This window comes from Neosynechococcus sphagnicola sy1 (genome assembly GCF_000775285.1).
In the GTDB taxonomy this organism is placed as follows: Bacteria; Cyanobacteriota; Cyanobacteriia; order Neosynechococcales; family Neosynechococcaceae; genus Neosynechococcus; species Neosynechococcus sphagnicola.
Map to the genome: position 1 here is coordinate 17,832 of NZ_JJML01000023.1, position 20,444 is coordinate 38,275.

A 20,444-nucleotide genomic window follows, 5' to 3' on the forward strand; every position below is an offset into this window, starting at 1 on the left:
AACTGCCAGAAGTTGACCCCAAGGTCAGGGGTACCAGGGAGTTTAGGGGGATACCGGCAGAAAGGGGGTAGGCGGTGGGGTTCCTCCAGGCTCCGTGAAGCCCGCTGAGGGCACCAAGGGGGTGGGAGCAATGTCGCTAGGCGTGCCGTCGCCATCCAAACAAGTGGTCATGGCCTTGGCTGCGGGGAGACTGGTGCTGCGACTCAGACCTGTGACACAGGCGGCATAGCGTTTGGGCAGGAGACTCCGGCGGCAATTGTCCATAACGTCGGTGGCATCGGGACTACCGAGTTGATTTAACTCGACGACACAGGTGGCTAGCTCCCTGGGCCGACGCACCTGACTACAGGAACTCAGCGCCGAAACGCCTTTAATGCTGGTTTTCTTGGTGATGTCTACCACGCAGCGAGATAACTCCTTCGGACGCAGGGCGGCAGCGCAGGCAGCGGCGGCTTGCTCTGCGGATACATCGGTGGCCAGTATGTCTGCCCCACAATTTTTGTAGTCATGGGTAGTGGCTCGAAAGGTGCTGGCACCATAATCCCCAGCCTGGGCAGGTGAACCAGCCAGTCCCAGCCCGATGACACCTGCGATCGCCAGGAAGGTTGTCGAGCCGCGCCGCCCAATTTGGGAAGCCGAGATTCGCATCAGACGCGGACTTACGGAATGACCCATTGGAAACATAAACGCTAACAGGGTGAAGGATGGAGAAAAGCTAGGTTGATTTTCCCACATCTGTCAATGCTGGTTAAAACCTTAGGGGACAGTTTTAGGAACCATTTTTTTTCTGTCTCAGAAATTACGACGGTTCCTCAACTACAGTGATAAGAGGTAGATTAATCCAAAAATAACCCCGCGAGTGTCCCAGTATGCACCTGAGTGAAATCACCCACCCCAACCAGTTGCACGGTTTGTCCATTCAGCAACTGGAGCAGATTGCCCGCCAAATTCGGGAAAAGCATCTGCAAACCGTTGCTGCGAGTGGCGGCCATTTGGGTCCTGGGTTAGGGGTTGTGGAGTTAACCTTGGCCCTCTACCAAACCCTGGATCTCGATCGCGATCGGGTGACGTGGGATGTGGGGCACCAAGCCTATCCCCACAAATTGATTACGGGTCGCTATCACCAGTTTCACACCCTGCGCCAAAAAGATGGGGTGGCTGGCTATCTCAAGCGCAGTGAAAGTCCCTTTGATCACTTTGGGGCCGGCCATGCTTCCACCAGTATTTCCGCAGCCCTGGGCATGGCCTTGGCCAGAGATGCGAGGGGAGAAACCTTTAAAGTGGCGGCGATCATTGGCGATGGTGCCCTCACGGGTGGCATGGCGCTAGAAGCCATCAACCATGCGGGACATTTACCAAAAACCAACCTCCTGGTGGTTCTCAATGACAATGAGATGTCGATTTCACCGAATGTGGGGGCGATTCCTCGCTATTTAAATAAACTGCGCCTCAGCCCCCCGGTGCAGTTCCTCGCCGATAACCTCGAGGAGCAGTTCAAACACCTGCCCTTTGTTGGCGATTCCCTGTCCCCTGAGTTGGGTCGGATCAAGGAGGGGATGAAACGCTTAGCCGTGCCCAAAGTTGGGGCGGTGTTTGAAGAATTAGGGTTTACCTACATGGGGCCTGTCGATGGTCACAACATTGAGGAATTAATCACCACCTTCCGGCAAGCCCACCAGCAAACAGGGCCAGTGTTGGTGCATGTCGCCACCGTTAAAGGCAAGGGATACGAGATCGCCGAGCGCGACCAGGTGGGCTACCATGCCCAATCGCCGTTCAATCTAGCTACCGGGAAAGCCATTCCCTCCAGCAAACCGAAACCCCCCAGCTACGCCAAGGTCTTTGGCGAAACCCTGCTAAGTCTGGCTCGAGAAAATCCCAAGATCATGGGAATTACCGCCGCCATGGCAACCGGAACCGGGCTGGACATCTTACAAGCCAAATTACCCCAGCAGTACATTGACGTTGGCATTGCGGAGCAGCACGCTGTCACCTTAGCAGCGGGAATGACCTGTGAAGGCATGCGTCCGGTGGTGACAATCTATTCCACTTTTTTGCAACGGGCCTATGACCAGGTGGTTCACGATGTTTGCATTCAAAAGCTGCCCGTCTTTTTCTGTATGGATCGAGCCGGGATTGTGGGAGCGGATGGCCCAACCCATCAAGGCATGTACGACATTGCCTATCTGCGCTGCCTACCCAACATGGTGCTCATGGCCCCCAAGGACGAGGCGGAACTCCAACAAATGATCGTCACGGGGATTGAATACACGGATGGGCCGATTGCCCTCCGCTATCCTCGGGGCAACGGCTATGGGGTGCCCCTGATGGATGAAGGTTGGCAGCCCCTGCCGATTGGCAAGGGGGAAATCCTACGTCATGGCGACGATCTCCTGCTGGTAGCCTACGGCTCCATGGTCTATCCTGCCCTCCAGGTTGCTGAACTTCTGGGTGAGCATGGCATTGCCGCCACCGTCGTCAATGCCCGATTTGCCAAGCCCCTGGATACGGAGTTGATTCTCCCCTTGGCTCAACGGATTGGGCGAGTGGTCACTCTGGAAGAAGGGTGCTTGATCGGTGGCTTTGGCACGGCGATCGCAGAGGCATTGCTAGACAACAATATTTTGGTGCCTGTGACTCGTCTGGGCATTCCCGACCAATTGGTGGAACATGCGACCCCCGAACAATCAAAGGCAACTCTGGGTCTAACGAGTGCCCAAATTGCTGAACAACTGTTGAAATTGCAGATTGTGCAGCCTGCTGAAGTCAGCTGTTAAACAGGGTTCAGCGATGATCCCCTGGCTCTTGCAAAAGAGAACCCTCCCTCCCTATGGTGGTAAAAGCTCCTCTAACAGGCATGGTGATGAAACCGCATTGCTCCCGACAACCCTCTTGGAAAACCTGGCTCCAGTCGTGCTTACGCTCCATGGTGTTGCTGGCATTTGCGGCACAAATGTTTCTGATGACACCTGCCCATGCCACCAGTGTGAGTGAGATCGGGCCCCTGCCCGCCGATGATGCCAACTGGGTGGTAGATCAAGGAGAGGTGTTGAGCCGGATTACCGAGGGAAGTCTCAGTCAAGAGCTGAGGGATCTGGCGCAGCGAACCGGTTATCAAGTGCGGGTGGTCACAATTCACCGCCTTGACTATGGTGAAACCCCCGCCAGTTTTGCCCGCCAATTATTGACCCAATGGTTCCCCACCGCCGATGCCCAAGGGAAACAGGCCGTGTTGGTGTTGGACACAGTGACCAATGGAGCAGCCCTGCAAACCGGGACAGCAGTACAGTCAATCTTGCCAGCGGCGATCGCCCAGAGCATCGTTTCAGAAAACCTGGCCGTACCTCTGAGGCAAAGTCGTTACAATCAGGGACTTCAGGATGCTAGTCACCGTTTGGTTGCGATTCTATCGGGGCAACCCGATCCCGGCCCGCCCCAGGTACAGGAAATCGTCCAGGTGGAAGGTACCTTTGCCAAGGCAGAAGACACTAAATCCCATGCCATCAGTGCCACGATTTGGGTGGTGGGACTGTTAATTGCAGCAACGGTAATTCCTATGGCGACCTACTATTTTTACCTGTTTCTCCAGTCCCGCTAGGGGGTAGGTTCAAGGCTTAGTCCTGGATATAGCTCTCACCCTTGCACAGTGCCTGTTCAGCCCGAACAAACTCCCGTCCTAGATAGGCCGCATGATCGAGTCGGGTCACGGGGCTGGGCTGAGGCTGCTCAAACAGCTGCACACAGATTTCCTTAGCAGTTCTGCCCGTATAAACCGCCGTGGGCGTGCGCTCAACTTTTTTGCGCGCTGGAATTGGCTTGCGAGTCTCTGGATCCAGAGCCAGCCCCCGCTCATCAATAATGTTGGTATAGTGTTTGGCACAGATCAGCTGCGCCGCAGTGTCTAGATAAATAATCAGATAGCCACCGGGGTCAAGGTCGATGTGGCGATGGGAGAGTCTTTGATCGAGAGCAGCCAAGTGCTCAAAGCTTTGCTCAACAGTTTGGCTCATAACATGGGCACGGTTAAATTGCAGTGGGAATCCCTGATACCAGTTTGGCGCATCCATCGCCTTCAGGGGCGATCGCTCCTCTGGAGATCCGCCAGTGTCTGCTGCCTGGGGGCGATGCTACCTTCCTTAGGTTTGGGGTCATGGGTTTTCCAGACCGTCGGGACGACCTAGCCAATTTGTCCGAACAGTTGAGCCACCACTTGTAGCAGGAAAATCGCCAGAATCGGGGAAAAATCCATCCCTCCCAGGGGAGGAATTAACGCCCGGAAAATATTTAAATAGGGATCCGTTAACTGGCTCAAGACTGAGAAGGGCGGGTTATACCAGTTCACATTGGGGAACCAGCTCAATAGAATGCGAATTAACAACAGCACCAGATAGATTTGCAGGAAGGTGGCAAAGGAGTTGGCAAATAATTCTACCGTAGGCATGGGATGGCGCTTTCTCTAAGTGTGTTGGAGGGAATGGAACTTAGTCTAACCAAGATTGTTTGCGACTGGTATGGGTACCGTCAAACCCGAGGGGCTGACGGGGTGAAGCTTAGATTCCCCAAACTTCCTAGCCACGGGCTACAACTCTTCTGGAGCGATCGCCGAACCGCCACCTTCCAAGGAGGGGGAGCGGCGCGGCTCCAATCCACTATTGTGAACCCCACTCAATTGCTGACGGACTTCATCAATGGCATCATTGAGCTGGGCAATTTTGTCTTCTAAACCCCGTCGGGCGACTTCAATTTCAGGCTGGGAGGCTGTGGCCAGCGATCGCTTCTTGCCCTTCTCCGAACGACCATCTGGGAGATTGGAGCTACTCCGTAATTCGCTCACGGGGGGACTACCCCCCACGTACCGCGAAGCTAAGAGCACTCCCAGAACGCCACCAATGGCTCCACCGACAATGGTGCCAACCAGAAACCCACCTGCAAAGTTATCTCGCTCACTCATGGAAATACGATCTGATTTTCCAACATCATAGAATTTTTCCGGGATGACCAGGGTGGGTTATCGGCAGATGGATGGAGAAGTGGCTGCCCTCTGAAGAGTTGAAAGCAGTGAGGATTCCCCTACGTCTGCCATTGGCACCTCTGATCCATGGGGAAACACCAATAATCCTGGAATTTGCTGGGCTGCCAATGTCATCTCGGGGGTGAGGGTTACCAGGGGCAGGGTTGACAAGAGGGGTTGTTGACTCAGGTACTGCAAGTATTGCAGGGGTTCATGGGAGCCTGTACCATCCAGTAACACGACTTGAGGCTTCCAGACCCGCGCCAACAGTTCTGCCTGTTCCAGATCATCGGCTTCCAAAATTCGGCAGGGCTGGATGTACATGAGGCTGTCTAAATCGCGGAAAAACTCCGTGCTGGCAGGGCTGGTTCCCAGGGAGCTGATCAAGGGGTTCGTGCCAACAAGATGGAGCAAAATCAGGCTTTTGACGACAGGTTGCTGTCTGGGGATCGCCTGAGGCAGGTTGAACAAAGAGCTGAGGCATTTTTGGAGGTCGGCCTTATCCACTGGTAAATTCAAAAAACCATCCGCTTGATTTTGCATTGCCTGTGCTTTTTCAGCTCGGGTGGCCGTCACAATAATTGGAATTCGCCGGGTAGAGAGATGGGATTTGATCAAGGTCAGGACATCCCAACCGGAGAGCTGAGGGAGGAGGGGATTGAGAAAAATCACACAGGGTTGCAGTCGTCGGGCTTTTTCCAGTGCCTCTGTCCCTGACCGGGCAATCACTACCCAGTAACCCAACTCGGTTAATTGCTGATGTAAACTTTCCACAAAGTGAGGAGCAGCCTCCACCAACAAGGCCAGACGGCTGCCTGAGGTTGTAGATTCGGGAGACGGCTCGGTTACCTGTTCTCCAGCCAGGGATGAGACGATATCCTGATCTCCTGTGTCCGTAAAGCAGGTGGTATCTCCTGGGGGGAGTAACAGGGTAAATTCACTGCCCTTGCCTTCCTTGGAAATAAACGTCACATCCCCCCCATGGAGGCGAGCAAGGCGCTGGGTGAGGACCAGCCCTAAGCCTGTGCCTTCAAATCTACGGGTGAGTGGATTTTCCAGTTGTTGAAATTTCTGAAAGATCAGGTGTTGCTTGTCTTCTGGAATGCCGATGCCAGTGTCCCAAACAGTGAAGGCAACCCACCCTTGCCAGCGATTCACCCGGAGGCCAATCTCTCCCCCCGGGCTCCGTGAATTTAATGGCATTGGAGAGTAAGTTGGCCAGCATTTGCCGCAGTCGCAGTTCATCGGCCACCAGCATTTCGAGTCCCATGTCCATCTCCACTGTCAGGTGCTGTCCCTCTAGGAGGATACAAACGGGAGCCTGGGCGATGGATAGGAGGGGTATATCTCCGGCATCATGTCCCTCTGTCTGCTGTGATCGTCCCTGGGCTGAGGTTGCCGATGGCTGGGAATCCGCGACTTCTGATGTCCAGGACTGATGCTGCTGGGCTTGCTTGAGGGCGCGATCGCAGACCTGGACAATGTTGACAGGTGCCAGGTTCAACTCCAGTTGAGCCGTTTCAATGCGGGTGAGGTCAAGGATATCGTTGACCACATCCATCAATTGCCGACCACTCTGATAAATTAAATGGGCATAGCGTAACTGTCGTGGATTCAAAGCCCCGAGCATTTGCTCTTTGAGCAGCGTTGATAGCCCTAAAACAGCGGTCAATGGAGACTTTAATTCATGGCTAATACAGGCTAAGAATTCATCTTTGAGTCGGTTCATCTGCAGCAGATCGACATTTTTGGCCGCCAGCTCTTTGACAAATTGCTGTTGCTCGGTACGATCCTGGGCGAATACCAGCCATAGGGTCTCCTCAGTGGCGAGACAAGACGTTTGATTGCTGTCCTGGAACACTGACTCCGGGAGCGGCTGTAGGGTTGCCAGTTGAAAGAACCGGGGGGGGTGTCCTCCCAGACTTCCCGGTTGGGAACCCTACAGTCATCGATGCTTTGGCCGTGAATTGGCTGGTATCCCAGGGACTAGGTGTGGGCTGAAGCTCTAAGGCTGAGACTAAGCCTAGAGGAATTTTGATAAACTGCCAAACCCGCTCATGCCCGTCTTGCATGGGACAGATGCAAGTACAGGTTTCTGGATCGGGGCCAGATTGACAGAGGATGGGGTGGGGAGAATTGGTAGTGCGCCCCAATAGGGAAGCAGCCTCCCGTTGTACCCAGATCGGATCGAGTAACCCCCCCACCTGTTGCCGCCAACTGCGATTTTGTGCCAAAACCTGCCCCATCCCGGTCTGAAGCATCAGGGGCATTGGCAACTGTTCGAGGAGGCGAATCATGGCGGGTAGCCCAGACCGTTGAGGCGGGAGTTGCTCTACCGTGCGAGGACTCTGAAAGTGGTAGGTGACCTCGGTCGATAGCCTGTCTAACAGACCGGGCATAGGAACTTCCGGCCCTGGTTCCACCAGATTCAGCGTCAGAAATTTGAGAATGCGCAGATTGTCCAATAAACCGAGGAACTTCCCCTCTGCGTCCACCAATGCCCAAGGCAGACCGGGCACTGTTGTTCCCTGCTGCTGGTGCGCCCAATACTGAGCCACCGTGAGATGAACCGGGAGGGTTGCCAAGGTCTCGAGAATCGGTAAGTCCAGAATGGTGAGCGGTACTTCTAGGTGAGGGGTTCCCCTAGGGCTAGCAGTCAGTCGCTCCTCCGTCCGCCCTTGCACCGGGGGGTGATACTCAGAGAGGTTTTTTTGACCATCACCTAATAAGTAGGGCATCAGTCGATGGAGGTTAATCAGACCTAGGGGCTGGTACTGTGCTCCGACGACTACCACGCGATCGCAATTTTCCCGTCGTAAAACTTCCAGCATCTGTGACATGGTAACTGTTTGACCACAGATAGGAACAGGTTCAAGAAATGCTTGTAGAGAGACAGTCGGCAGTGACATAGCAACCTGACTGGAATTGGGGGACAATCAGCACACCGCTCCATCCACGGCAGTGTGGCTGAAACTGAGTTGGTCAGAATAGTTTCAGGTGTAAGTCTTTCAGACAGAATGATACCTTAAGTATCCCCTGACCTTGATGATGATCAGAATTTACTAACGATTTCTGCAGACTTAACCCGACGTTGATCAGGTTGGGTGAGGGTCATTGGCGTTACCGTTCCTCGGTTACTGGATGAGTTTCCGGCGATCTCGGCCAGGGAATGCCAGGCGCTTCAACCCTGGCTCCTCACTCACCTCTTGCCATTCCTGAGGCTGGTTACCATGGGTAGACGTTGCTTTATTTAAAGCAGTAAGGGCGGTATAATAAATTTTGCAACAAAACTCCAACGGTTTTGTTACAAGAAATTGTCTGCGGCATCAGCTTCTAGAGGCAAACCTGGTAAGGTGGACTCAATGTTTCACGATGGTAATCGTGAACTGGCAACGGCAGTTAGTTGATCATGGATGCTCCGGCTAAGTTTATCTCTCCAAATTCAGTCCATCTCAATTCTTGAGCAGCTTTGCGTTCTCCTCTCTGTATTGGTATTTGTGATGTTTCCGATACTTTGACTTTAGCTCTTTCCCAGCTTTTGGCAGAGGGTTTCTATGTGGTGAAATTGTTTCAGGGGACTGGGGATCTGCTGAATTTCCTAGGACAAGGACAGCAACACCTCGACTGCTTAATCGTGGAACATAGCCCCGACCTCCCTCAGTTAGGAGAACGGTTGCGATCTCACTCGATTCTCCTGCCCACAATAATTGTGGGCATCTCGATTGAAAAGCCATCTGACTCACCCAAACCCCCACAAACGACCCCGGACGAAACCACAAATCTTTGCCTTCAAGATGCTGGGACGGTTTGGTATCATACCGCGGAAGTGCAAACCTCCCCGACCCAGCTGAGTCAAATTCGTAGCCTGATCGATCAGGCGATTAGCCAGTTCCTCCAGCTTTCTCTGACAAGCGATTCCCAGAAAGGAAACGGTGAACTTGCTTGTGAGTTAACAACTCAAGCCTTTGTGATGACCCAGCAACAGCGACTGGCAGCAAAGTTAAAAGAGCGGCTAGGGTACCTTGGTGTGTATTACAAACGCAACCCGGAGAACTTTTTTCGTTACCTCTCCCAAGGGCAACGCCAGGAGTTACTCGATCAGCTCAAGATGGAGTATCGACAGATTGTTCTGACCTATTTTTCCAGGGATAGCAGCTTGAATCAGCAAATTGATCACTTTGTGGATCTGGCGTTCTTCTCTGATATTTCTGTATCCAAGGTTGTTGAAATTCACATGGAGTTGATGGATGAGTTTGCCAAACAGCTAAAATTAGAGGGACGCAGTGAGGAAATATTACTAGACTATCGCCTGACACTCATTGATGTTATTGCACATCTGGGTGAGATGTATCGACGTTCAATTCCTAGAGAATCTTAGAACTCAACCATAAGCAATTGAAGATGCTGCACCCTGATCCACCTGAGACCTGCAATACCAATCTATGACTCCTCTAAAGAAAACCTATGTCCTTAAGCTCTATGTGGCTGGCAATACTCCCAACTCCATGCGTGCCTTAAAGACCCTCAACAACATCCTTGAGACAGAATTTCAGGGTGTTTACGCACTCAAAGTCATTGATGTCCTCAAAAGCCCTCAACTGGCAGAGGAAGACAAAATTCTCGCAACACCAACCCTCGCCAAAATTTTACCGCCTCCGGTGCGTAAAATTATTGGTGACCTCTCGGATCGAGAGAAGGTCTTGATTGGCCTAGATCTACTCTATGAAGAGTTGCGTGATGATGACTTGTGTGATCCCAAAATGTCTTCTTGATATTTCTATTCGGCATCAGGCTGATGAGCGGTGTTCGAGTAAAGCTAGTCTCAAATTAGAAAAGCTAGTCTCAAATTAGACTCGATCTATCGCCTGTGGTACTTTACTGATCAATCTAGAATTTTTACCAAAACCTTTAGTCAATGAGTTCTATTCATCAATCTAGCAATCAAGAACAGCCCATGAGTGCGAGTGTCCAAAAAATTCGCACCATGATTGAGGGGTTCGATGACATCAGTCACGGTGGCTTACCCGTTGGCAGATCGACCCTGGTGAGTGGCACATCAGGAACTGGCAAAACTTTGTTTGCAACCCAGTTTTTATATAACGGCATCACCTACTTTAACGAGCCAGGTATTTTCATCACCTTTGAGGAATCACCGACCGACATTATTAAGAATGCCGTTAGTTTTGGGTGGGATCTGGCCAAGTTTATCGATGAAGGAAAATTATTCATTCTGGATGCTTCCCCGGACCCAGAAGGGCAAGATGTAATTGGGAATTTTGACCTTTCGGCACTGATTGAACGAATTCAATATGCCATTCGTAAATATCGAGCCAAGCGCGTCTCGATTGACTCCGTCACAGCGGTCTTCCAGCAGTATGATGCCGCCTCGGTCGTACGGCGAGAAATTTTCCGTTTAGTCGCCCGCCTAAAGCAGATTGGGGCAACAACAATCATGACCACCGAACGGATTGAAGAATATGGCCCGGTTGCTCGCTTTGGTGTCGAAGAATTTGTTTCGGACAATGTGGTGATTGTGCGCAATGTTCTAGAAGGGGAGCGTCGTCGCCGCACCCTGGAGGTCTTGAAATTGCGGGGAACAACCCACATGAAGGGGGAATATCCCTTCACTATTACCAATCAGGGCATCAATATATTTCCCCTGGGTGCGATGCGGCTTACCCAACGATCCTCGAATGTCCGGGTCTCTTCTGGGGTTAACACCCTGGATACGATGTGTGGAGGTGGTTTTTTCAAAGACTCCATTATTCTGGCCACGGGAGCCACGGGGACAGGTAAGACCCTCCTAGTGAGCAAATTTTTAGAAGAGGCCTGCCGTTGTGGCGATCGCGCCATGCTATTTGCCTATGAAGAGTCCCGGGCTCAACTTTCACGCAATGCCTCTTCCTGGGGTATTGACTTTGAGGATCTGGAACAACAGGGCTTACTGAAGATTATCTGCGCCTATCCTGAGTCGGCTGGGTTAGAAGATCACCTGCAAATTATTAAGTCTGAAATTTCGGACTTTAAGCCCTCGCGAATTGCCATTGACTCCCTGTCCGCCCTTGCCAGGGGGGTGAGTAATAATGCTTTCCGTCAATTTGTGATTGGGGTAACCGGCTTCGCTAAACAGGAAGAAATCACCGGATTCTTTACCAATACCTCTGATCAATTTATGGGGTCGCACTCCATCACTGACTCCCATATTTCAACCATTACGGACACCATCTTAATGTTGCAGTATGTGGAAATTCGGGGGGAGATGTCTCGGGCAATCAATGTCTTCAAAATGCGCGGTTCCTGGCACGACAAGGGAATTCGAGAGTACTCCATCAGCGCTAAAGGGCCAGAAATCAAGGATTCCTTCCGTAATTTTGAGCGGGTGATCAGCGGTTCACCCTCACGAATTGCGGTGGATGAAAAAAGCGAACTATCCCGGATTGTGAAAGGTGTTCAGGGACTCTCCAGCAGTGATGACCCGGAAAAGAGATAAATCCGATAGTCAGGGAGGGGGTGCTGGATGGCGGAGGCATGAGCGTAGTTTTGTGATCTACCCCTCGTGAGATCATCTGATCTCGGTCAGGCAAGAGCTAAACTCAAAGTCACATCAGTTGAATTAAAACAATTCAGAATCCTCAATCCTGAAGCTCATGAAACACAATCATCCCATCAACCGCAGATCACTGCTGAAGATGCTGACGACTGGAACACTAGGGGTGGGCGTTGCCGGCCCGGTAATGCTCCAGAAAAGTAGTACCGCCTATGCGGCCTCTATTAAATCTGCTCTACCGGCCCAGGGAGTGATCCTAGAGCCGGGATTTACCCCAAATCAGCCGATTGAACGAAAGGTCAGTAATATTGATGATTATGTCTTTCGATTACCCAATGGCGAGGTGATCGGAGATCACATCTTGGTTTGCCCACAGAAAATGGGTGGCGGCACCCATGCTCTAGACCTTAAAACCGGCACTGTCATGGCCTCCATTTGGTATTGGAACTACGGCGACTACTGCCCAATTTCTCACCATATTCAAGCCTTTCCCTCCTCCAATCCCTACGAAGAGTTTGAATTCATCAACAGTTGTCAGGGTGGCAAAGATGCCCTGATTTTTGGGATTCCTACGCCAGTTTCCAAGCCAGCGGAAGGCTTCAACATGTACAAGGTCAGGTTTGATGGCAGCCAGATGGTATTAGAAGATAATGTTGCTGCCAGCTCTGGGCTAGGGTTGGGGGTTCATACCTGCATTAAACCCGATGATGCTCAGTCCTATTGGATCACAGACGGGCAAAAGGATATTGCCGCTTGGTTCGATCGCGGCAGTTCCCAAGTCAAAGTCGCTCTCAAGTACGACTGGGTGCCCAATGTCCCGGAATTGTCAGCCGCTTGGCGGCAGGGCGGCACCCTAAAAATTCAGCGTCTCTATCCCGATCCCACCACGGGTTTGTTTGACTACCGGGGCACAAAGGGGATCAAAATTGATTGGGAAATGGTTCCTTCTGGCGAATTATTGGTGGAAGAAGGCAAAATCCCTGGCAGTAATGTCATGGGTTTGTGTGGCGCGGATGGGACGATCTGGCATCCCAGCGGCAAATGGTCAGCAACGCTGATTCGTCTCTGCGGTGGACTGGTGGTTCTGGATACCCAGAAAAATATGCTACCCGTGACCTTTTGCTCCTTTAACTCTCAAACCCCAGATCACTATGATGTTGTCACCACAGGCAAGGATAGCTGGGAGATCAAGATCGATAAAGTGATTTCCCCTGGTCATGAATCTGGATTCTCCCCAGATGGTAAGTATTTTTGCTTTATGAATAATGGACGGGAAAATGCCCTGGGTGTGTTTGACAGCAGCGATCCCGATCCTCGCAAGTGGAAGAAGTTTGCCGAAATCCGCGATCCGCTGTGGGCGGGACGCTATCCTGAACCCTTTCACATGGTCTTTACCCCCAATGCCAAGAAGCTCTATTTGGTGATTCTTTATCCGGCTCCAGCTAAGTCTGGAGTCATGGTGATCGATACTGAAACTTGGAAAATTCGCAAAGAAATCCAGAATATTGCCCCGGATGTGGAAAGTATCACAATTACGCCGGATGGTCGCTATGTGGTGGGGATCACGGGAGGCTTTCAACGATACCGCAGCATGGTTTATTTCATCGATACTCGAACAGATGAGTTAGTCGGCTTTATGCCCAGCCCCGGCGGTCACCATGATCTAACCCTAGTGCCCCGCAGCCTTGATGAGTTGCGCTGGTCTCGTTCCTGTATGTTGTGACTTCCCTCAATTTAATGGCAATTTAACGCAGCAATAAGTCGATACATTCTGACCATGAAGGGACACATTATGAAGAGCCAGAGGATTGAGATTCGCGAATCTCAATCCTCTGCTGGTCTTGATTCAGGTTCTGTTGGGGTGAATCCAAGTATATTGGACAGATATAACCATAGCATTAAGTATGATTTAATGACGATTAGAAACCATCATGGATGATAGTTCAACGAGTACATTAATTGTCATTAAAGACTTAATTTTGCCTACAACAATGCTGATGTCTCAGGCTTTATTTTTATTGGGACTTGGGGGGAGAAGGGCATTATTATTCAATAACATTAGTGCTTTAGAGAAAAAAAGAGTCGTCCTGCAAACCGCTGAACAACGATTAAAGTATGCTGATAATACTACTGACATCACATTAGAAAATATCTCCTCTTTGCTACTCCAAAAAAATCGCTATGTCCTGTTGTCGATATGGAGCCATATCGCATCGATCGCTTGCTTTATTTTTACATCTCTAGCGATTGGTATTGATGTCTATATATCCAACCAATTAACTCATTATCTGTCCTGGATTCTATTCGTTATCGGTCTGTTTTTTATCCTCTCTGGTATCATTATGCTTGGGATTGAGGAATGGTTTTCTTATCGCCTAATTGCAGCCGAAATTCAAGCCAGTAAATTAATTACTACTCATCTTCACCATGCAATGGATCAAACAGATGAAATGGTTTGATTTTTCGGCTGCTTGGATCTTCAGTCGTCTGGCTCTGCAAAATTTAGGACGACACAAAGCCCGAACCCTGCTGCTGATCCTGGCTGTGGCGATGGCCAGTGGAGCCATTTTTTCCTCAATCACCCTACACTGGGGGATTCAAACGAGTATGGCTGTTGGCTTTGCTCGTCTGGGAGCCGATCTGTTAATCGTGCCCCAGGGAACGCTGGTGAATCTGACCTCAGCCCTGCTGACCGCCGAACCCAATGATTTGAGCTTAGACGCAACTATCGTTACTCAAATTGCAGCCCTGAACGGCATCAAACGGCTTGCCCCGCAGTTAATTTATCGCACCCTTGAGTCTGGTTACCGTTCGCCGGGGCAAGCCGATCGCTGGGTTGATTTAGTGGGCTTTGATCCCGAGCAGGATTTGACTGTAATGCCCTGGTTAGTGGAAAAATTGCCGCGGCCTTTCCAGTCCGGAGATGTCATTGTCGGGGGACAACGAAATCACAAGCTCAATCAAGACATTTACCTGTATGGTCAGCGGCTGATTGTTTATGGGCGGCTCGATCGCACCGGGGTTGGAACCCATGAGCGGGGGCTATTCATGGGGTTTGACACCTTGAAACAATTGGCAGCAGCCAGTCAGGGGTTGGGAGTGGTCCCGCTTCCCGATCCGGTAGGGCGATACTCTGGCTTGTTGGTCGAATTGCAACCAGATGCCACCTTGCAACAGGTACAGTTTGCAATTCTTGCCCAAGTGCCCCAGATCAAAGTCATTGTGGGTGGCTCAATGTTGACATCAGTCAGGCAAGGCTTAAAAGCACTGTTCAGAGGAATATTGCTGCTAATGTTAGGCATGCTATTGGGAACGGCATTGCTGGTGAGTGTGATCTTTTCGGCGATCGTCAGTGAACGACGGCATGAACTGGGGCTACTGTCGGCGATCGGCACCCAGCAAACCCAGATACTGCAATTAATGTTGCTGGAGTCTGCCTTAACGACTGGATTGGGCGGTGTTAGTGGGGTAATGCTGGGGCTGTTGCTACTGCGCCTGTACCAAAGATTCCTAGTCTTTTATCTGAACAGCCTAGGCATTGCGTTTTTTCTGGCCGGGGCTAGGATTCATCACTTTCCTAGGAGTCAGTTGCCTGGTCTTAACAGTTGCGATTGGTCTAGCTGGGGCGCTATACCCTGCCTGGAAAGCCAGCCGCCAAGATCCTTTTGAGTTGATAGGTTAACCTCCGACCATGACCCTCCTCAGCACTGGCCTTGAAGCCCACAACCTCTGGAAAATCTACCGGACGGAGGGGGGAGAGGTGGCAGCCCTTAAAGATGTCAGTTTGGCAATTCCTGCGGGTCAATTTGCAACCATTATCGGCCGCTCGGGGTCAGGCAAATCCACCTTGATGGGCATCATCGGTGGGTTGAGTCGGCCGAGCAACGGCACCGTCAGAATTGGTGATATTGACCTCTGGTCGCTATCCGCCAACCAGCGTGCGGAATTGCGGAATCGCAGTATTGGAATTATTTTTCAGTTTGCCAGTCTCTTGCCGACCTTGCGAGCGGTGGATAATGTGGCCTTGCCTAGGTTACTCAGAACAGAGAAGAATCCAACCGCTGCCTATGAGCGAGCCGAATTGTTGCTCACTCAAGTGGGATTGAGCGATCGCCGGGATGCCTACCCCAACCAACTATCAGGGGGAGAACAACGACGGGTTGCGATCGCCAGAGCCTTGATCAATGCCCCACCCTTGCTCTTAGCAGATGAACCCACGGGGGATTTAGATCAGGAAACCGAAGCCGAAATCATGACCCTGTTGCTCCACCTCTGTCGCTCCACCGGAACCACCCTGGTGATGGTGACCCATCGTTTGTCCCTAACCCGGAGCGCGGATCAAGTTTTAACCTTACAAGCAGGAAAACTAGAAGCAACACAGCCGCAGATCGAGGATGACAGGCTGGCGGCGGCACTCATGCCATTCCAGCCCATGGAAAAGCTGCCCATTCCTTCCCCTGTATCTCTTCCCCCCTCTGCAGAGGCATCCAAACCTATCATCCCCCTGGGCAGTGGTCTGGGTCGCCGCCAGCTCTTATGGTTTTTACCCGTTCTACCTGCCCTTTGGGCGATCGACCTGGGTGTGGCTGCCTATCAACGACAGGGGGTTGCGGACAGAAGGCGAGTTTTAGCCCAACTCGATCAAGCGGCCCATGGTTATCTCTACATCGATGTCCAGACGGTAGAATCTGAACCCGATGGCCTGTCCTATCGAGTGACGATGGTGATGCAGAACCTCAACTCGGATCATCCACTGTATATCCAGATCTCACCGATGCGGGCCTTTGTTCAATCCGGGTTTATCTGGCGGGAAGTACCTGCTCGGTTCCCCACCGGAGAAGCAACCAGAATCGTGAAATTAATCTCCCAGGCAACCTTTCAAGCCATCTTGACCCCCGATGTGGAGAAACCGACGGAGTTGATTCCTGGCTATATGCACGTTCGACTGGACACTGACCTGCTGATTAGTCAGCGCAGCCAACCAGAGGCGGATATTGTCAATCGCCGGGATCCTTACTATATCTATCTCAAGCCCCAGAATGCCGATGATCAGGCAATCCTGCGTCAGAGCCACTATCCAGGCAAACCACCCTTATACATGCCCATGCCTCCCCATTAAACTTGCCTCGGGAAGAGGCGGCTGGACTTTCTTGGCTCAATGGGCATATTGCATTCCAGATACTGCTGGAGAGAGGCTCCGCCCATCTCCCCATGCCTCATGCTCAGGAAACGGAGGGCTAATCGGGTCGATTAGCTCGGCAGGATATATTCCTGGAGCGCCTTGACCTCAAGGCGAATCGACTGGGATTCCTCCGGTGAAGTTGCTTTCAAAGAGCGAATGGCAGCAGCAGTAGCCCTGGCTCCCGCAAGGGTGGTAATGATGGGGATCTTGTAAGCCAAGGCAGTGCGTCGAATCAGGCGACCATCGGCTCTAGCTTCTTCACTGGAGGGTGTGTTCAGGATCAGTTGAATTTGGGCATTCTTAACGGCATCTAGAACGTGGGGGCGACCTTCATGGAGTTTGAGGATCAAATCCACGGAGAGCCCCTGTTCCTGGAGCACCCGTCGGGTGCCCTCGGTGGCTACCACCTGGAATCCCAGATCGATCAGATCTTGGACGATGGGAACCACGGGCAGTTTGTCGCGATCGCTCATGGACACAAACACAGTTCCGGTTAACGGTAACCGCTGACCCGCTGCCAGTGCGGCTTTGGCAAAGGCGCGCCCAAAGTCCGTATCAATCCCCATGACTTCTCCGGTGGAGCGCATTTCTGGCCCCAAAATCGGGTCAGTGCCGGGAAATTTCTCAAAGGGCAGCACCGCTTCTTTGATGGAAATATGGCTGGGAATCCGTTCACTGGTGAAGTCCAGGGAGGCGAGGGTGACCCCTGACATTAACTGCGCCGCCACCTTGGCAAGGGGGACTCCGATCGCCTTCGAGACAAAGGGTACAGTGCGGGAAGCGCGGGGATTGGCCTCAATCATAAAGACTTGATCCCCTTGAACCGCAAACTGAATGTTCATCAGGCCAATCACTTGCAGGGACTTGGCCAGTTCCACCGTCCAGGTACGAATCGTTGCCAGGGCAACGGGGGAGAGGGAAAACGAAGGCAGGGCACAGGCAGAGTCCCCGGAATGAATGCCTGCCTGTTCAATGTGCTCCATAATGCCGCCAATGACCACCTGTCCCGTCTGATCTGCGATCGCATCGACATCGACTTCTATGGCATTTTCTAAAAAGCGATCGATGAGAATCGGGTGTTCGGGTTCCACTTGAACCGCATGGGTCATGTAATACTCCAATTCGCTATCGGAGTAGACAATTTCCATCGCCCGTCCCCCCAAAACGTAGCTGGGACGCACCACCACTGGATAGCCAATGCGGCGGGCAATCTCGAGGGCTTCACCAAAGCTACGCGCCAACCCGTTGGGAGGTTGCTGGATCTGCAATTCTCGCAGCACCTTCTCGAAGCGCTCCCGGTCTTCGGCAATGTCGATCGAGTCGGGGGAAGTGCCCCAAATTCGAGGCACGGTTTCTTCGGAGAGACCCGCCGCCGCACAGGACTGGAGACGCTGATCTAGATAGCCCTGGAGAGGCATGGCTAATTTCAAGGGGGTTTGGCCACCAAACTGAATGATGATACCCACCGGGTTCTCGGCTTCGATAATATTCAGTACATCTTCTTTGGTCAGGGGCTCAAAATAGAGGCGATCGCTGGTGTCATAGTCGGTGGAAACGGTTTCGGGATTAGAGTTGACCATGATAGTTTCATAGTCCAACGCTTGCAGGGCATAGGAGGCATGGCAGCAGCAGTAGTCAAACTCAATCCCCTGGCCAATACGGTTGGGGCCACTGCCTAAAATCATCACCTTCGGGCGATCGCTGGGTAGCACCTCGGTTTCGGATTCGTAGGTGGAGTAGTAATAGGGGGTGAAGGCTTCAAACTCGGCGGCACAGGTGTCCACGGTTTTGTAAACGGGGATTACACCCAGCCCCTTGCGATAGGCGCGGACTTCATCTTCCGTGGTTTTAGCAGCATAGGCAATCTGGCGATCGCTAAAGCCCTCCTGTTTAATGGCAAACAACTGCTCAGAGGTAAGACTTTTAAGCGGCGTGCGTTTAAGGAATTTCTCGGTATCCAGGAGGGCTTGGAGTTTATCCAGGAACCACGGATCAATCCCCGTCAGTTCATAAATTTCCTCCACCGTCATCCCCATGAGCAAGGCGTGACGGACGGTGAAAATTCGCTCAGGATTGGGGGTTCGTAACCCAGCGCGGATCTGTTCTAAACTGGGCAATTTCTCGTTCCGATCACAGCCCCACCCGGCGCGACCCGTTTCCAGCGATCGCAGGGCTTTTTGAAACGACTCCTGAAAGGTACGACCCATAGCCATGGCTTCCCCGACTGACTTCATCTGGGTGGTCAGGGTGGTGCTAGAACCGGGAAATTTTTCAAAGGCAAACCGGGGAATCTTAGTGACAACGTAATCAATGGTCGGTTCAAAGGAAGCAGGGGTTTTTTTGGTAATGTCGTTGGGAATTTCATTCAAGGTATAGCCCACCGCTAACTTGGCCGCAAATTTGGCGATGGGAAACCCCGTGGCCTTGGAGGCTAGGGCAGAACTGCGAGAAACCCGAGGATTCATCTCAATCACAATGACTGCGCCCGTGTTGGGGTTGACGGCAAATTGAATATTAGAGCCGCCGGTCTCCACCCCAATTTCCCGGATAATCTTAATCGAGGCATCCCGTAACTGCTGGTACTCCTTGTCCGTCAGCGTCTGAGCCGGAGCCACCGTGATCGAGTCTCCGGTGTGAATTCCCATCGGGTCAATATTTTCGATGGAGCAGATAATCACCACGTTATCAGCCAGATCCCGCATGACTTCAAGTTCATACTCTTTCCAGCCCAGCAGCGATTGCTCCACTAAAATTTGCGACACTGGACTGGCATCCAGCCCAGACTGGGAAATTTCTTCAAACTCCTCCTGGTTATAAGCAATGACCCCCCCCGGTGCCTCCCAAGGTATAGGCAGGTCGAATGATTAAGGGGTAGCTGCCAATTTGCTGGGCGATCGCCTTGGCCTCTGCCATGGTGTGAGCCAACCCAGAGGGACAAACCCCCACCCCAATCCGCTCCATGGCTTCCTTAAACAGCTTGCGGTCTTCCGCCATCTCAATAGCGGGGAGCTTAGCACCAATCAATTCCACTCCGTAGCGATCGAGCACACCCGTTTTCGCCAGGGTGACCGCTAGGTTCAAGGCAGTCTGCCCCCCCATGGTGGGGAGAATAGCATCGGGACGTTCCTTGGCGATCACCTTCTCCAGCAGTTCGGGGGTCAGGGGTTCAATATAGGTGCGATCTGCGGTTTCCGGATCCGTCATGATGGTGGCCGGATTAGAATTTACCAGCACCACTTCATATCCTTCATCTCGCAGCGCCTTGCAAGCTTGGGTGCCTGAGTAGTCGAATTCACAGGCTTGTCCAATCACGATCGGGCCAGAGCCGATCAGCATAATCTTGTGGAGGTCAGTGCGACGGGGCATAGGGCTATTACGTGATGGGTCTGTTAAGTCCAAACCATTTTAGAAGCTTTCACTCACGAGTTGCTGTGCAATTTACTCCAGTTTTCCAGGTTTGATGACTTATCGCAGTAGGTTGCCACATCCCTGCCTGCTCTCGGGAAGATCCCGGAGACAACCTGGCTAGATGTAGATCTAGATTTCGTTGACTTCGTGAATAATCATGAATTCTGGGGGTGTATCCCCAGGCACTGGGTAGATACCCTACTTATGGGGGCGGATAAAGTCTCATATTCTAATTGCAAAGGAAAACAAAATAAAACAATGGTTTCGTTAAGCTTTGTTTTTTAAATCACTTTTAA

15 protein-coding genes and 2 pseudogenes are annotated in these 20,444 nt (G+C 51.9%); 10 read left to right on the forward strand and 7 right to left on the reverse strand.

Annotated features, from left to right (window positions below; all coding sequences use genetic code 11):
• Positions 1-42: 42 nt before the first annotated feature.
• Entirely contained in the window at positions 43-735 is a 693-nt protein-coding gene (locus tag DO97_RS11045; RefSeq protein ID WP_052128640.1) for a hypothetical protein, read from the reverse strand.
• Positions 736-869: 134 nt separating this feature from the next.
• Here DO97_RS11045 and dxs point away from each other — a divergent pair, with 134 nt between their 5' ends.
• Both dxs and psb32 read left to right on the forward strand, forming a co-directional pair.
• Positions 870-2,777 (forward strand): 1-deoxy-D-xylulose-5-phosphate synthase, encoded by a 1,908-nt coding sequence (gene dxs / locus DO97_RS11050; RefSeq protein WP_036533350.1) that lies wholly within the window; start codon positions 870-872, stop codon positions 2,775-2,777.
• A 53-nt stretch (positions 2,778-2,830) separates the two neighbouring features.
• Positions 2,831-3,598, forward strand: a complete 768-nt coding sequence (psb32, locus tag DO97_RS11055) for a photosystem II repair protein Psb32 (RefSeq protein ID WP_239651659.1) — start codon at positions 2,831-2,833, stop codon at positions 3,596-3,598.
• Positions 3,599-3,614: 16 nt separating this feature from the next.
• On the opposite strand, the gene DO97_RS11060 is transcribed toward psb32, so the two are convergent.
• Complete coding sequence (locus DO97_RS11060; protein WP_036533393.1) at positions 3,615-4,010, reverse strand: DUF4346 domain-containing protein; 396 nt, start codon at positions 4,008-4,010, stop codon at positions 3,615-3,617.
• On the opposite strand from DO97_RS11060, the gene DO97_RS24400 reads away from it, so the two are divergent.
• Positions 4,002-4,181, forward strand: a complete 180-nt coding sequence (locus tag DO97_RS24400; RefSeq protein WP_204368578.1) for a hypothetical protein — start codon at positions 4,002-4,004, stop codon at positions 4,179-4,181. The genes DO97_RS11060 and DO97_RS24400 overlap by 9 nt on opposite strands.
• Here the strand turns inward: DO97_RS24400 and DO97_RS11065 are convergent.
• The 4 genes and pseudogenes from DO97_RS11065 to DO97_RS11080 all read right to left on the reverse strand — a co-directional run bounded on the left by DO97_RS11065 (position 4,178) and on the right by DO97_RS11080 (position 7,920).
• Positions 4,178-4,441, reverse strand: a complete 264-nt coding sequence (locus DO97_RS11065) for a YggT family protein (RefSeq protein ID WP_036533353.1) — start codon at positions 4,439-4,441, stop codon at positions 4,178-4,180. The genes DO97_RS24400 and DO97_RS11065 overlap by 4 nt on opposite strands.
• Positions 4,442-4,579: 138 nt before the next feature.
• On the reverse strand, positions 4,580-4,951 hold the full coding sequence (locus DO97_RS11070) for a ssl2009 family thylakoid membrane protein (RefSeq protein ID WP_036533355.1): 372 nt from the start codon (positions 4,949-4,951) through the stop codon (positions 4,580-4,582).
• A gap of 150 nt (positions 4,952-5,101) precedes the next feature.
• A pseudogene (locus DO97_RS31125) lies at positions 5,102-6,824 on the reverse strand (ATP-binding response regulator); the annotation flags it as partial.
• 7 nt (positions 6,825-6,831) lie between these two features.
• Positions 6,832-7,920: a hypothetical protein gene (locus DO97_RS11080; protein WP_204368579.1), complete on the reverse strand. Its 1,089-nt coding sequence runs from the start codon at positions 7,918-7,920 to the stop codon at positions 6,832-6,834.
• A 560-nt stretch (positions 7,921-8,480) separates the two neighbouring features.
• Here DO97_RS11080 and DO97_RS26490 point away from each other — a divergent pair.
• The 7 genes from DO97_RS26490 (at position 8,481) to DO97_RS22180 (ending at position 16,677) form a co-directional block, all read left to right on the forward strand.
• Positions 8,481-9,389 (forward strand): circadian clock protein KaiA, encoded by a 909-nt coding sequence (locus tag DO97_RS26490; RefSeq protein ID WP_052128643.1) that lies wholly within the window; start codon positions 8,481-8,483, stop codon positions 9,387-9,389.
• A 64-nt stretch (positions 9,390-9,453) separates the two neighbouring features.
• Complete coding sequence (kaiB, locus tag DO97_RS11090; protein ID WP_036533360.1) at positions 9,454-9,783, forward strand: circadian clock protein KaiB; 330 nt, start codon at positions 9,454-9,456, stop codon at positions 9,781-9,783.
• 182 nt (positions 9,784-9,965) lie between these two features.
• Complete coding sequence (gene kaiC, locus DO97_RS11095) at positions 9,966-11,501, forward strand: circadian clock protein KaiC (RefSeq protein WP_338038579.1); 1,536 nt, start codon at positions 9,966-9,968, stop codon at positions 11,499-11,501.
• Between the two features lie 157 nt (positions 11,502-11,658).
• Complete coding sequence (locus DO97_RS11100) at positions 11,659-13,281, forward strand: beta-propeller fold lactonase family protein (RefSeq protein WP_036533363.1); 1,623 nt, start codon at positions 11,659-11,661, stop codon at positions 13,279-13,281.
• A gap of 208 nt (positions 13,282-13,489) precedes the next feature.
• Positions 13,490-14,017, forward strand: coding sequence for a DUF2721 domain-containing protein (locus tag DO97_RS11105; RefSeq protein WP_036533366.1), 528 nt, complete (start codon positions 13,490-13,492; stop codon positions 14,015-14,017).
• Positions 13,986-15,227 carry an ABC transporter permease gene (locus tag DO97_RS11110; RefSeq protein WP_204368580.1) on the forward strand — a complete coding sequence of 414 codons (1,242 nt, stop codon included), beginning with the start codon at positions 13,986-13,988 and terminating at the stop codon, positions 15,225-15,227. The genes DO97_RS11105 and DO97_RS11110 overlap by 32 nt, the downstream gene beginning before the upstream one ends.
• A 22-nt stretch (positions 15,228-15,249) precedes the next feature.
• Positions 15,250-16,677, forward strand: a complete 1,428-nt coding sequence (locus DO97_RS22180) for an ABC transporter ATP-binding protein (protein WP_036533368.1) — start codon at positions 15,250-15,252, stop codon at positions 16,675-16,677.
• A 131-nt stretch (positions 16,678-16,808) separates the two neighbouring features.
• Here DO97_RS22180 and carB read toward each other — a convergent pair.
• Positions 16,809-20,106: pseudogene (carB, locus tag DO97_RS11120) on the reverse strand (carbamoyl-phosphate synthase large subunit).
• Positions 20,107-20,444: the final 338 nt, after the last annotated feature.

Excerpts from the sequence above, each read along its gene's own strand:
- DO97_RS11045 (WP_052128640.1), bottom strand. The coding sequence starts at position 735 with ATGTGGGAAAATCAACCTAGCTTTTCTCCATCCTTCACCCTGTTAGCG.
- dxs (WP_036533350.1), top strand. The coding sequence starts at position 870 with ATGCACCTGAGTGAAATCACCCACCCCAACCAGTTGCACGGTTTGTCC.
- psb32 (WP_239651659.1), top strand. The coding sequence starts at position 2,831 with ATGGTGGTAAAAGCTCCTCTAACAGGCATGGTGATGAAACCGCATTGC.
- DO97_RS11060 (WP_036533393.1), bottom strand. The coding sequence starts at position 4,010 with ATGAGCCAAACTGTTGAGCAAAGCTTTGAGCACTTGGCTGCTCTCGAT.
- DO97_RS11065 (WP_036533353.1), bottom strand. The coding sequence starts at position 4,441 with ATGCCTACGGTAGAATTATTTGCCAACTCCTTTGCCACCTTCCTGCAA.
- DO97_RS11070 (WP_036533355.1), bottom strand. The coding sequence starts at position 4,951 with ATGAGTGAGCGAGATAACTTTGCAGGTGGGTTTCTGGTTGGCACCATT.
- DO97_RS11080 (WP_204368579.1), bottom strand. The coding sequence starts at position 7,920 with ATGTCACTGCCGACTGTCTCTCTACAAGCATTTCTTGAACCTGTTCCT.
- kaiB (WP_036533360.1), top strand. The coding sequence starts at position 9,454 with ATGACTCCTCTAAAGAAAACCTATGTCCTTAAGCTCTATGTGGCTGGC.
- kaiC (WP_338038579.1), top strand. The coding sequence starts at position 9,966 with ATGAGTGCGAGTGTCCAAAAAATTCGCACCATGATTGAGGGGTTCGAT.
- DO97_RS11100 (WP_036533363.1), top strand. The coding sequence starts at position 11,659 with ATGAAACACAATCATCCCATCAACCGCAGATCACTGCTGAAGATGCTG.
- DO97_RS11105 (WP_036533366.1), top strand. The coding sequence starts at position 13,490 with ATGGATGATAGTTCAACGAGTACATTAATTGTCATTAAAGACTTAATT.
- DO97_RS11110 (WP_204368580.1), top strand. The coding sequence starts at position 13,986 with ATGCAATGGATCAAACAGATGAAATGGTTTGATTTTTCGGCTGCTTGG.
- DO97_RS22180 (WP_036533368.1), top strand. The coding sequence starts at position 15,250 with ATGACCCTCCTCAGCACTGGCCTTGAAGCCCACAACCTCTGGAAAATC.